Origin of the sequence: Rhodococcus sp. MSC1_016 (assembly GCF_023667485.2) — a bacterium.
GTDB lineage: Bacteria > Actinomycetota > Actinomycetes > Mycobacteriales > Mycobacteriaceae > Rhodococcus_F > Rhodococcus_F oxybenzonivorans.
In genome coordinates, this window is sequence record NZ_JAMOZI020000001.1 from 6,110,847 (window position 1) to 6,123,909 (window position 13,063).

10 protein-coding genes are annotated in these 13,063 nt (G+C 67.0%); 5 read left to right on the top strand and 5 right to left on the bottom strand.

The features are described 5' to 3' along the window. Positions 1-20 precede the first annotated feature (20 nt). Together L1080_RS28675 and L1080_RS28680 are read left to right on the top strand one after the other, a co-directional pair. On the top strand, positions 21-767 hold the full coding sequence (locus L1080_RS28675) for a GntR family transcriptional regulator (RefSeq protein WP_159923185.1): 747 nt from the start codon (positions 21-23) through the stop codon (positions 765-767). A gap of 45 nt (positions 768-812) precedes the next feature. After that, complete coding sequence (locus tag L1080_RS28680) at positions 813-1,265, top strand: MaoC family dehydratase (RefSeq protein WP_109334239.1); 453 nt, start codon at positions 813-815, stop codon at positions 1,263-1,265. A 4-nt stretch (positions 1,266-1,269) separates the two neighbouring features. Here the strand turns inward: L1080_RS28680 and L1080_RS28685 are convergent, their stop codons facing one another. Continuing rightward, positions 1,270-2,412 carry a beta-mannosidase gene (locus L1080_RS28685; protein ID WP_250767385.1) on the bottom strand — a complete coding sequence of 381 codons (1,143 nt, stop codon included), beginning with the start codon at positions 2,410-2,412 and terminating at the stop codon, positions 1,270-1,272. Between the two features lie 223 nt (positions 2,413-2,635). On the opposite strand from L1080_RS28685, the gene L1080_RS28690 reads away from it, so the two are divergent. Further along, on the top strand, positions 2,636-7,111 hold the full coding sequence (locus L1080_RS28690) for an AAA domain-containing protein (protein ID WP_250767387.1): 4,476 nt from the start codon (positions 2,636-2,638) through the stop codon (positions 7,109-7,111). A gap of 12 nt (positions 7,112-7,123) precedes the next feature. On the opposite strand, the gene L1080_RS28695 is transcribed toward L1080_RS28690, so the two are convergent. Further along, complete coding sequence (locus L1080_RS28695; RefSeq protein ID WP_250767390.1) at positions 7,124-7,717, bottom strand: TetR/AcrR family transcriptional regulator; 594 nt, start codon at positions 7,715-7,717, stop codon at positions 7,124-7,126. A gap of 79 nt (positions 7,718-7,796) precedes the next feature. On the opposite strand from L1080_RS28695, the gene L1080_RS28700 reads away from it, so the two are divergent. Beyond that, positions 7,797-8,183: a DUF1304 domain-containing protein gene (locus tag L1080_RS28700; RefSeq protein ID WP_159923191.1), complete on the top strand. Its 387-nt coding sequence runs from the start codon at positions 7,797-7,799 to the stop codon at positions 8,181-8,183. Positions 8,184-8,217: 34 nt separating this feature from the next. Then, positions 8,218-9,222 carry an NADP-dependent oxidoreductase gene (locus L1080_RS28705; RefSeq protein ID WP_250767393.1) on the top strand — a complete coding sequence of 335 codons (1,005 nt, stop codon included), beginning with the start codon at positions 8,218-8,220 and terminating at the stop codon, positions 9,220-9,222. Here the strand turns inward: L1080_RS28705 and xylB are convergent. The 3 genes from xylB to L1080_RS28720 are packed head-to-tail and all read right to left on the bottom strand — an operon-like array spanning position 9,212 to position 13,055. Further along, complete coding sequence (gene xylB, locus L1080_RS28710; protein ID WP_250767449.1) at positions 9,212-10,657, bottom strand: xylulokinase; 1,446 nt, start codon at positions 10,655-10,657, stop codon at positions 9,212-9,214. The two genes, L1080_RS28705 and xylB, sit on opposite strands and share 11 nt — an antisense overlap. Beyond that, positions 10,654-11,577: a carbohydrate kinase family protein gene (locus L1080_RS28715; protein ID WP_250767452.1), complete on the bottom strand. Its 924-nt coding sequence runs from the start codon at positions 11,575-11,577 to the stop codon at positions 10,654-10,656. Before L1080_RS28715 ends, xylB begins: the two co-directional genes overlap by 4 nt. After that, on the bottom strand, positions 11,574-13,055 hold the full coding sequence (locus tag L1080_RS28720; RefSeq protein ID WP_250767457.1) for a mannitol dehydrogenase family protein: 1,482 nt from the start codon (positions 13,053-13,055) through the stop codon (positions 11,574-11,576). Before L1080_RS28720 ends, L1080_RS28715 begins: the two co-directional genes overlap by 4 nt. Between the last annotated feature and the right edge of the window lie 8 nt (positions 13,056-13,063).

Genomic DNA, 13,063 nt, shown 5'->3' on the forward strand with positions numbered 1-13,063 from the left:
GCACGTAGGATCGGTGCGCGATGAACGGTAGGGAACGAGAGAGCGAGCCGGCGTACCAGCTGGTGTCCAGACAGCTGCGCGAGCACATTGCTGCGGGCAAATACCGCGACGGCGTGAAACTTCCCACCGAATTCGAGCTCGCGGAGCAACACGGGGTGAGTCGTCAAACGGTCCGGCGGGCGTTCCAGGATCTGGTGGCCGAGGGCATTGTCTACCGGGTGCCCGGGCGTGGCACCTTCGCGGCCGAGTCCGATGGCCGCTACCTGCGTCAGCTCGGATCCATCGAAGACCTGATGAATCTGTCCACGGACACCACCATGGAGGTGGTCTCGCCGCTGCGCCGCCGGGTCGACATCGAGGCGGCGAGCAGGCTCCGGCTCGATACCGACCTCGTCCACACGGTCGTGTTCCGGCGACGTCACGACGACACACCCTTCGTGCTGACCACCGTCTACCTTCCCGACGAGATCGCACGGCTCGTCGTCGATGCCCCCGAGATGGCCGAGGGCGCCGTCAGCGCGTACACGATCATCGGGTTGCTGGAACCGCACCTGCGAAGTCCCATCGTCGAGGCAGCGCAGTCGATCACCGTGGCGCCGGCCACCGAGTTCGTTGCCCGGGAGCTGGGCTGCGACGTCGAGCACCCGATGTTGCGAGTAGACCGCCTGTACACCGACGCCGAAGGCCGGATCGTCGAACTCGCGGTCAGCTACTTCCTACCCGAGCACTACACCTACCGAGTCACGCTCCGCCGCGGCGGACGCTGAACCACAACCACTCTGAACTGTGAACCGACGAGGAGAAGTACCGACATGCGCGTGTTCAACGGAATCGACGAGGTCGAAGCTGCCGTAGGGGAGTCCCTCGGCTTCAGCGAATGGCTGGAGGTCACGCAGGACCGCGTGAACCTTTTCGCCGACGCCACCGAAGATCACCAGTGGATCCACGTCGACCCGGAGCGTGCCGCGGACGGCCCGTTCGGCGCGGCGATCGCGCACGGCTATCTCACGCTCTCACTGCTGCCGAAGCTCGGCGCAGAAATCATGCGTGTCGACGGCGTGAAGATGGTGATCAACTACGGGCTCAACAAGGTTCGCTTCCCGGAACCGGTCCGGGTGGGGGCGTCGATCCGCGCCGGCGGCGAAATCGTCTCCTGCGAACGCACGGCCAAGGGTGCCCAGGTGGTCGTGAAGAACACCATCGAGATCAAAGGATCCGACAAGCCGGCGTGCGTAGCGGAGACGGTGCGCGTGCTCGTGTCCTGAATTCTCAGTAGGCGCCCGGGGCGGTACCCGTGCCGAGGGACCCGAACTGCTCGACCACATCCCACAGCGGGTCGTCGGGCCCCACGTCGTAAGTGCACTCGGTGGGCCTCGGATCGGGGACGAACGCCCAGAGCAGTGCCCCGGCTGCGCCCGCATCGCGTTGGCCGGTAAGTTTCGTGGTGATGTGTGCGGCACGGTCGCCGAGGTCACCGCACGAGCCGGCGAGTTCGCCGATCTCGCCCATGAGGAGCGGCTTCCCCAGCGCCTCCGCCTGTTCGAGTCGTCGACCCAGACCGTTCCACTGATCGCCCGGCAGCGGGACGGCGTCGGCGCCGTAGTCGTGATACTGGACGACGTCGACATACGGCGACGCCCCGACGAACTGGTATTCATCGCCTTGGGTGCCGCATTGCCCGCCGCCGGTGAATCCGCCCGTGATCAGGGTCCGCGGGTCGCGCGCGCGGAGCTCGGCGCCGGCGTCGTCGAAGAAGTCCCGCAATACCTGTGCGGCGTCTGGGCCACACGACCGAGTCCACCACGAACAGGCCGCGTCCGTGCATGTGCTCGTCTCCGGTTCGCCCACCAATTCCCAGGCGGCGAGTGAGGACGAGTCCTTGTACCGGTCGACGGCGGTGTGCATCCAGTCTTGGAAGCTCATCAACGTGCGGGGAGCCCCCGGTGTCATGGTCTGCCACCCGTCGACATACCACTGCCGGCCTTTGAACACGTCGTCTTCACACGCGCCGTCCTGCGGTGCGAGGACGGGAATCACCATCTGGTCGTGTGCCTCGGCGGCAGCGAAGACGGCGTCGATCGGTCCGAAGTCGAGCTGCCCGGTGAACCGGTTGATCGCCAGTGCCTGGAAGAGGTTGAACCGGGTCAGCGAGTGCGCCGGAAGTGACGAGAAGTAGGACCCGAGATCGACCATGGCCCCACAACCCCAGTTCACCGACCAGTTGGTGGCCAACTGATAGGCGTTGAAACCCGTCGGCCACCAGGGTTGACCGTCGAGGGCGAATCCCTCGGAAGACGCCGTGACCCGCGACCCCGGCGCGGGGTCGGCAGCCCCGACGGCACTGGTTCCGGAGGCCAGGAGAGCGGCGGCGGCCAGCACGGCACCGGCTTTGGTGATGCGCGAATCGGCCATGGACAGATACTAGAGACCGAATGGTCCGAATGGAGTGTGGCGGGGACGGGCATCGATGCGCGGTGGTGCCAGGCGACCGTCCAGTCCCTGTGACCTGCGCAACTGCCGGGCGCTCTTCCTGCCTCCGAACGGGGACTACGCGTCGATCTCCTCCCTATCGACCCGATAGTGTGCAGGGCGGGGGCCAGCGCCGACCATCACCGAGAACTCTCAGAGGTTTACATTGTCGAGTCCCGAAACCGACGCCGAGCTTGCAGGCCGCGTCCAGCGGCTGCTGCAGTTCCTGCGCGAAATCGTCAGGGCTCGCACCAAGCCTGTACTGCGTGTCGACCAGCACGAACAGGTGGAATGGCTGTACCGCGAAGGCAGGGTGCTCCGACCCTCGGCAGATGCAGCGCAGGCTGACATCGTCCTCCGAGTGCCCGTCGCTGCCGTGGAGGATCCACCGGCACTGCCGCCCGTTCTGCACGGCTGGGTGGATGCGGCTGCCCGATCCGACAGCTCGCGGCCACAACTGACCTTGAATGCATCGGACGCCTACGCGGAAGACTCCGACGAGGAATACGACGTCCGCCGGGCGTACGAGGTCCGGCAAGCCTTCGACGCGTACCTGCCGCGGTGGAAGGCCTGGGCGGCGACGGATCGCGAACAGCGCCCGCACGCCGAGCTGTACCAGTCATTGCAGTCGATGCTGCAGGAGCTCAATGCCCGGCCCGAGTCGATCGAACTTGTCCTCGCCTCCGGTCTGCTCACCGTTCCCGGTGTGGGTCCGGATGCCGGTATCCGCACCCATCTCGTCACGCAGCCCGCGGGGATTTCCCGCGACGTTCGGACAGGTGATCTCCTCGTGCGGTTGACGCCGAGCACAGCGCCTCGGCTCGAAGATTCCCAGCTGCTGACCGGGCTCGGCCTCTACGACAGCTCGCAATCGATGCGACTGCAACAGCAGTTACAGGAGGGCGCGACCTCCCCGCTCAGCCCCGAGATCGGGCAGTTCCTCCGGGAGTGGGCGCCGCTGACGGTCACCACCGCTATCGATGTCCGTGACGCTGTCGAGCCCCCGGACGAGACGGGGACGGCCACCCTCGCCCCCGCACCCGCGCTGGTGCTCCGTAAGCGCAGCGCATTCGCGCTCGTCGAGTACTACGAGAAGATGATCGCCCATCTCGAACGCGACGGTGCCACGGTCCCGCTGGGGCTTGCCCAGCTGGTCGACGCGATCGAGCCGGCGGACCGAGTGACGTGGCTGCAGCGCACGGGTGCTGCCGCGCCCGCCACGCTCGCCGACGACCCTCTGTTCCCCCTCCCCGCCAACGCCGAGCAGTCGCAGATCATCGAGCGCCTCGGTGGAGACAGTGGGGTAGTGGTCGAGGGGCCGCCCGGGACCGGAAAAACCCACACCATCGCGAATCTTGTCTCGGCCCTCCTCGCCCGGGGACAGCGGGTGCTGGTCACCAGCGAGAAGGCTCAGGCTCTGCGTGTGCTCCGCGACAAGCTGCCGCCCGAGATGCAGGAACTGTGCGTCTCGATCACCGACCTCTCGCGCGGTGGATCCGACGAGCTCAACCGCAGTGTCGCGACGATCGCCGAGCGGAAGTCGTCGTTCAACCCGGACAGTGAGGGCAAGCGGATCGCCGATCTGCGGGCCCAGCGGGCGGAGGCAATGCAGAAACGTGCGGTCGTACTCGACCGCGTGACGGCATTGCGCGAGTCCGAGACGTACCTCCACGATCCCGTGGCCGAGGGTTACGAAGGTACGGCCGCCACGATCGTCCGCAAGGTCATGGCACTTCAGGCCGACTTCCAATGGCTCCCCGGACCCCTGCTGAGCGAGGAACCGCCGCTGACGGGCGCCGAGCTCGACACCTTGCGCGCACTGTGTGTGACGGCAACACCGGAACGTGCCCTGCGCTCGCGGCAAAGTCTGCCGCCACTCGACGCACTTCTGCCCAACCGCGCAGAACTCGAACGGCTCTGTGCACGGGCGTCGACCACCGTTCCCATCGACACCCCGCAGTCGGCGCATCTACTGGACGTCCTCGGCGGTGTCGACACCGATACTGCGCACACGGTCCGCCGGCACTGCAAGGAACTGCAGGCCCGGGCGCACGACGTCCTCGAACTCGACGGCAGATTCCACGAACTGGCCGACACAGTTCTCGCTGGTCGGGCCACGCATTTGTGGGGCCGATTGGATGCGCTGCCTGCCATCGTGGAAGCGGCCGCCGCCGCCGACCGCTACATCGGCGCGCACGACGTCCAGTGTTCCGTCATGAGCAGGCCTGCACTCCACGCGGTCGGGGCGCTGGCTGTCGCCATGGAATCCGGTGCCGTGGAATGGAAGTCACGCTTTCGGCGCAGCGACGAGCAGAAGGCCGTCGAGGAGCTCGGCATCGAAGCGACCGTCGACGGACTACCCGCCACCACGGCCGCTGCCGTCCGGCTCGTGACGGAACACCTACGCGCGCACGACGCCGCCCAGACCGCGGCGACACTGTTGGGCGATCTCGGCATTCCGGTGGAGATGAACGGTTCCCGCGCCGTTCAGGTCGACAGCCTCAACCTGATGGTTGGCAGGATCGCGCGTGTGCGTGCCTTGCTCGTGGCGCGGGATGCGCTTGCCCGTGAGCTGTTCGCGCTGTCGCCCACTGCCCCCCGCATGCGCACACTTCGCGACGCCACCGCGGTCGCCGGTGCGGCCGAGGCCATCACCACCCGTACCGACGTCGACAGTGCGCGTGCAGAACTCGACGCCATCGTCTCGGCGGTGTCGGACGAGATCGACGCGGGTCCCTCCCCCGAGGGCACCGCTCTGGTTTCCGCACTCGACCGCGCCGACAACGCGGCACTGTCCGCTGCCCTCGCAGAATACGCCAGGGCGCGCGCCGAGCAGCACGATCAGTTGCTTTTCGACGAGTTGTCCGACCGCCTCGCCCCCGTGGCCCCGGCTTTCTACGAGCTGGTGCGCCGGACAGCGACGCTTCCCGAATGGGACGAGATGAGCTGGCAGCTGTCGGAGGCCTGGGCGTGGCGTCGTGCGCGTCAGTGGGTCACCGAACAGCACCGCGCCGGGCGCGAGCAGGAACTCGAAGCCGAACTGAACGGCCTCGACGCCGATCTGGCACATCTGACCGCTCGGCTGGCGGCCGCCGCCGCGTGGCGGGACTGCCTCGAGAATCTCACCGCCGATCAGGTCCGGGCGCTGCAAACGTACCGCGAACACATCTCCAACATCGGTGCCGGAGGCGGAAAGTATGCCGAAAAGTACCGCAGTGCAGCCAGATCCGCGATGGGAGAGGCGCAGGGAGCCGTGCCCGCCTGGGTGATGCCGCTGCAGCAGGTCCTCGCGTCCATACCGCCGGTCCCGGGCAGCTTCGACGTCGTCATCGTCGACGAAGCGAGTCAGGCCGACATCACCAACCTCTTCCTGCTGTGGCTGGCACCGCGGGTGATCGTGGTAGGCGACGACAAGCAGTGCGCGCCCGCCGATATCCCCACCAACGGGACGCTCGACGACGTCTTCACCAGATTGGACGCCTACCTTCCGGATCTCCCGGAATACGTGCAAGCGACGCTGACACCCCGGTCGAGCCTGTTCTCCATCCTGCGTACCAGTTTCGGCCAGGTGGTCAGGCTGCGCGAGCATTTCCGGTCGATGCCCGAAATCATCAACTGGTCGAGTACCCAGTTCTACGGTGAGTTGCCGCTGGTGCCGGTGCGGCAGTTCGGTGCAGACCGGCTACCGCCGCTGCGGCACACCTATGTTCCCGATGCCACGGTGTCCGGGAAGGATGCCACGCTCGCCAACCACGTCGAGGCGAAGGCGCTCGTCGATCAGCTCATCGAATGCCTCGTCGATCCCCGGTACGACGGAAAGACGTTCGGAATCGTGGTATTGCAAGGACAGTCGCAGGTCGACGCGATCCGCGGCGAATTGGTGCGGCGCATCGGAATCGAGCAGTGGGAGCAACGGCGACTGCGGGTGGGAACACCGCCCGACTTCCAGGGCGATGAACGCAGCGTCGTATTCCTGTCCATGGTGGTGACGCCGGAGCAGCACTTCGTGCCGCTGACGGCCAATCAGTACAAGCGTCGATTCAACGTCGCGGCGTCGCGGGCGCAGGACCAGTTGTGGCTGTTCCACTCGGTGACCGTCGACGAACTGAAGCGGGCCGACCTCCGTAACTCCCTGCTGAGCTACGTCATGTCGACGTCGCCGGCGCCGGCCGAGCCGATGCCCCGAGGGGTGAGCCGAGACGTCCGGACGCCACCGTTCGACAACCTCCTCGAGCAGCGAGTGTTCCACGACATCGCCGAGCGCGGCTATCACGTCAATCCTCAAGTCGAGGTGAACAATCGGCGCATCGACCTCGTGGTGACCGGCGGGACGATGAGGCTGGCCGTCGAATGTGATGCGGACGCCTTCTCCACCACGCCGGCACAGCGCATCGCCGACCTCGAACGCGAGCAGGAACTCAAGCGGTGCGGCTGGACCTTCTGGCGTGTGCGCGAATCCGAGTACTACCTCGACCCGAAGGCGGCGATGGCCGGCCTCTGGGACACCCTGGACAACCTGGGTATCGCCCCCCACGCCGTCGACCACGCCACCGCAATCGAGATGGCGGCCGCCGAGCGGGCGTCCGGAGACGGCGCTCCTCCCGAGCGCGGCAAGCACGCGGCGCCGGCTCTGGCCGACTGACGGGCGGCGCGGTCAGGCAGTCCCGCGCCACTCCTCGAGCTGTTCGATCGCCGTGTGCGCCACGGCGATCGCCTCGTCCCGGTTGATGCGCGAGAGCAGGAACGCACTGACCGACAACGACGTCAGCAGCCGCGTGCGGTGCTCGACGACGGCGGCAGGCGCGTTCGGATCGAGGGCACGCAGCGCGTGGGTCAGCGCTGCGGACAGTTCGCTGCGGTAGGCATCCACGACCATCCGCTGAGTCTCGTCGTGGGCGGCGAACCCGGCAGCGCTGTTGAGGAGCAGACACCCACGACCCGGGCAGTCCTCGGGGAGCGTGGCCAAGGTCTCGGCGAGAGCGCGGTAGTAGCGCACGCCCGCGTCGGGCCGGGCGGGCTCAGCGGTGAGGATTTTCAGACGGGGGCGGACGACACGGTCGAGGTAGTCCTGCACGGCGGCGTCGAACAGGCCCCGCTTGCTGCTGAAGGCGTTGTACAGGCTCGAGCGGTTGAGTCCGGTGGCGCGTTCGAGGTCGGGCACCGATGTGGCTTCATAACCCTTGTCCCAGAACACGTCACGTGCGAGGCCGATCACCTCGGCGGTGTCGAAGTCCTGTGTCCGTGGCATGACGATCCTCACTCACTATTGTGAAACGCTCATTTCAGTATATATTGAAATGGTCAGTTCACAATCAGGAGGAGCTTGCATGGTTACCGCCGGTCTGGTTCTCGCCGCTCTCGCCAGTGCATTACACGTGTACATCTTCGTGCTCGAGTCGGTGCTGTGGACCGCGCCGCGTACCCGCGCGACCTTCGGCACCACCGCCGACGAGGCCGCCGCCACCAAGGAGCTGGCCTTCAACCAGGGCTTCTACAATCTCTTCCTCGCCATCGTGACCGCGGTCGGCATCGTTGCGGTCGCTGTCGACGCGACTGCGGTGGGTGCTGCCCTCGTCTTCGCAGGTGCCGGATCGATGGTCCTCGCCGCCGCTGTCCTGCTGATTTCTTCACCGGACAAGGCGCGCGCCGCTCTCACCCAGGGCACGCTTCCGTTGCTCGCGGTCCTTCTCCTCGCGCTCGGACTGGCGCTCTAGACATCTTTCGTCAAAGCACTGAAAGGAACTACTCGTGGTATCGAGCACGCAGATTCAACTGATCAACCGGCCGGCGGGCTGGCCCACCCAGGACGACTTCCGGACTGTCACCGTGGAGTTGCCCGACCTCGCCGGTGATCAGGTTCGTGTGGTCAACGAGTTCACCTCCGTCGACCCATATATGCGCGGCCGCATGAACGACGTCAAGTCCTACATCCCGCCGTTCGTGCTGGGGGAGACCATGACCGGTGGCGCAGTCGGGCGCGTCGTCGAGTCGACCGCCGACAGCCACCCCGCCGGCTCCGTCGTGGTGCACGACCTGGGATGGCGCGACGTGGCGCAGGGCGATGCCTCCGCATTCCGTGTGGTGGAGGAGATTCCGGGGGTTCCGGTGTCCGCATACCTCGGCATTCTGGGGTTGACGGGCCTCACCGCCTATGTGGGCCTCCTGCACATCGCGCACCTGAAACCCGGTGACTCCGTGTTCATTTCCGGTGCCGCCGGTGCCGTCGGAACTGCCGCCGGGCAGATCGCCCGCCTCGAAGGCGCCTCCCGGGTCCTCGGATCCGCGGGCTCCGCCGAGAAGGTCGCGCTACTCACCGACCGCTACGGCTACGACATCGCGCTCGACTACAAGGCCGCGCCCATCCGCAAGCAGCTACTCGAAGTCGCGGGTGACGGAATCGACGTCTACTTCGACAACGTCGGCGGCGATCACCTCGAGGCGGCACTCGCCGCCATGCGCAACGGGGGACGAGCCGCGCTGTGCGGCGCGATCGCCGGCTACAACGCCACCGAGCGCGTGCCGGGACCGGACAACATGATGAACATCATCAGCCGCGGTCTCACGTTGCAGGGATTCACGCTGGGCAACTACACCCACGTGTTCCCCGAGTTCGCCGCCAAGATGGGACCGTGGCTCGCGTCCGGTGACGTGGTGCACGACGAGACGGTGGTCGAGGGCATCGAGAATTCGGTGGACGCATTCCTCCAGCTCATGCGTGGTGGAAACGTCGGGAAGATGCTGGTCAAGGTGTAGGCGGCTCCGCCGCCCGTGCGCCTTTTTGGTAGCTGGGACAACCAGAAAGGCGCACAGGCGCGGAGCGCCTATAGCGTTCGCGGACGGCGGGGGCAGGGTCGGCCTCGTAACGCTGGGTGGCGGTCTGATTCCACTTGGGTGGTTGCGTGGTGCCGGCGAGTGTCCACGCAGCCTGACGGCACGCGCCGACGGCGACGTACTCGCCGGGTTGTGGCACCAGGACGGGCGCACCGAAGATGGCCGGGGCGATCTCACGGAGTGCCCGCGAGCGTGCGCCGCCACCGACGAGCAGGATCCGGCGCACGGCGACACCCTGCGCGACCAGGTGGTCGATTCCGTCGGCCAACCCGCACAGCAACCCTTCGACGGCCGCCCGCGCGAGGTGGGCGGGCGTCGAATTGTTGAGCCGCAGGCCCTCTATCGACCCGGTGGCGTCCGGTCGGTTCGGTGTGCGTTCGCCTTCGAAGTACGGCACCATCACCAGGCCGCCGCTGCCGGACGGTGCCGACAGCGCAAGCCGCGACAGCTCTTCGTGATCGACGCCGAGTAGTGCTGCGGTGGCGTCGAGTACCCGCGCCGCGTTGAGTGTGCAGACGAGCGGCAGATGGCGTCCGGTCGCGTCGGCGAACCCTGCGACGAAACCGCCGGGGTCGTTGGCCGGTATGTCCGACACCGCGGACACCACCCCCGATGTGCCCACCGAGACGATGACGTCACCCTCCTGTGCGTCCAGAGCGAGTGCGGCAGCGGCATTGTCACCTGTTCCGGGGCCGAGTACCGCGCCCGACTGCGTCTCGCCGATCCGCTCGGATGGCGCTGCCACTCGGGGCACCTGCACGGAGCGGCCACGGAGGGCCAGCGACAACAGGTCGGGTCGATACGCGTTGGCTGCGGCCGAGAAGTATCCGGTGCCGCTCGCGTCACCGCGGTCGGTGGCCAGGGCATCGAGATCGCGGGCACCGGTGAGCTGCCAGCCGATCCAGTCGTGCGGCAGGCACACCGCGGCCGTCCGGTCAGCCTGTGCCGGTTCGGAATCCGCGAGCCATCGCAGCTTGCTGACGGTGATGGCCGCGAGCGGGACGACACCCACGGCGTCCGCCCAGGCGTCGGGACCGCCGAGGTCCTCCACCAACTGTGCGGCAGCCCCCGCCGACCGGGTGTCGTTCCACAGCAGCGCCGGGCGAACCACCGACCCGCTGTCGTCGAGGCACACCATGCCGTGTTGCTGGGCTCCCACCGACACCGCCGCGACGTCGTCGAGTCCACCGGCCGCGGTGATCGCGGTGTCCAGGGCCCGCGCCCATTCCTGCGGGTGCACCTCGGTCCCGTCGGGATGTGGCGCTGTGCCCTTGCGGACGAGTTCTCCGGTGTCGGCGTCGCAGACGATCACTTTGCACGACTGGGTCGACGAGTCGATTCCTGCGACGAGTGTCATTGCAGAATCCCGGCCTCTCGGTCGAGCGTCTCGCGGTCGGGAAGGTCCGCGCCGGCCTTGGCGACGGTGAGGGCGGACATGAGAACGGCGTTAGCCAGTACGGTGCGCAGCCGTGCAGGATCGAGTGCGCGCAGGGCGCCGCGGTGTTTCGCGCCGAGCAAGCCCTGGGACCAGACTCCGTCGAGCAGTCCGGCCATGAAGGCGTCACCGGCGCCGACGGTGTCGATCACCTGGACCTCGCGCGCGGCCATCTCGACGACACCCGCCGCGCACACCGCGAAAGCACCCTCGGAGCCTTTCGTCACGGCGACCACTGCGGGTCCGAGCGCCAGCCAGTCGCGGGCGATGTCGACGGGGTCCCTGGTCGGGTCGAACCAGGCGAGGTCCTCGTCGCTGGCCTTGACGATGTCGGACATCGACACGAGGTGCTCGATTCGTTCCCGGGCCCGTACCTCGTCGGTAATCAATGCGGTCCGGACGTTCGGGTCGAAACTGATGGTCGCCGCGGAGCGGAGGCGGTAGAGGATATCGGCCACCACGGCACATCCGGGTTCCATCACGGCGGCAATGGACCCGGAGTGAACCAGCTCCGGGGTCGAGGCCCAGGCGGGAGCGGGCAGCGCCCATTCGAGGTCGAACTCGTAGGTGGCCGCACCTGTCGGGTCGAGTGTCGCCCGGGCGGTGGCCGTGGACTCTGCGGACATGCTTCCCGACGCCACGCGGACGCCCGACGCCGCGAGGTGGTCGAGGATCATTCCTCCCCGTGCGTCCTCCCCGATGCGGGTGACGAATTCCACCGGTCTGCCGAGACGGGCGAGTCCGACCGCCACGTTGAGGGGGCTGCCCCCGGCGTACTCGGTGGTGGTGCCGTCGGCAGCGGTGACGATGTCGATGAGGGCTTCGCCGACGACCAGGCTCATGACTGCACCTTCTCGAGCAGGGATTCGAGTGTTTTGCGCGCGCCGACCCGGTGTAGCGAATCGAGTGCCCACAGATAGGCGGTGACGAACCGTGGATAGTCGGCCAGATCGCCGAAGACCGATTGGTTCTCGATGAAGGCCGTGGGGTTCTCGTGCTGGCTGCGTGCGATCGGCACGAGGGAGTCCTTCAACTGATCGACGACGTCGATGGATTCGCCGTCCTCGTCCACTCCCTCGGCGTACCGGGCCCAACTCGCGACGACCGCGGCAGACAGTCGAATGTGCCGGTCGGCTATCAAATTCTCGCGGATCACCGGCAGCAGCCACTTCGGGATGCGGTCCGAGGACTCGGCGCACAGGCGGGCGACGGTGTCGCGGATCTCCGGGTTCGAGAAGCGCTCGATGAGCGTGCGCTTGTACTCGTCGAGGTCGACCCCGGGAACCGGCGCCAGGGTAGGCGTGGCCTCGTCGTCCATGTAGGACAACAGATATTCGGCGAACAGCGGATCCTGCGCGACCTCGTGCACGAGGCGATACCCGGAGAGGTACCCGAAATAGCAGAGGGCCTGATGACTCGCATTGAGCAGGCGGAGTTTCATCAGTTCGTAGGGTGCCACATCGTCCACCAACTGCACGCCGACCTGCTCGAACGGCGGCCGGCCCAGAACGAACGCGTCTTCGAGAACCCAGGAGGTGAACGGTTCGGCGGCGACGGGCCACTGGTCGTCGACGCCGAATCGAGTCGAGAGTGCCTGCGTTACTTCCGCGGTGGTCACCGGGGTGATCCGGTCGACCATGGAGTTGGGGAAGGAGGTCTCGGTGCGCATCCACGCCGCGAGTTCCGGAGCTTTCATCTCGGCGTAGGCGAGGAACATCTTGCGCGCCACGGTGCCGTTTCCCTCGATGTTGTCGCACGACATGATGGTCGGCGACGCCAGTCCGCGGGCCCGTCGACGGGCCAGTGCTTCCACGATGAGCCCGAATGTGCTTGTCGGCGCGGCACCGTCGCGGAGATCGTGGACGATGTCGGGGTTCTCGCGGTCGAACTCGCCGGTGTCGTGGGTGAAGTTGTAGCCGCCCTCCGTGATCGTGAGCGAGACGATCCGGGTGGATTCGGCGGCGATCTTTTCGATCACCGCTTCCGGGTCGTCCGGCGCGAAGAGGTAGTCGACGATGGAGCCGATGACGCTCACGTCCCAGGTCCCGTCGGCATGTTTCAGGGCCAGGGTATAGAGCCCGTCCTGTGCCTCGAGGACGTCCTTCATGCGCCGATCGCCGGGCAGAACACCGACTCCGCAGATGCCCCACTCGCGGGCCTGCCCGATGCGTAGCAGCTTGTCGACGTACATCGCCTGGTGTGCACGGTGAAAGCCGCCGACCCCGAAATGCACTATCCCGACGGAGATGTCGCTTCGGTCGTAGGTGGGTACTTCGACTGCATCGCTGAGCCGATCCAGCGTCTGCGTGTTCAGTTGCATCGCTCTCT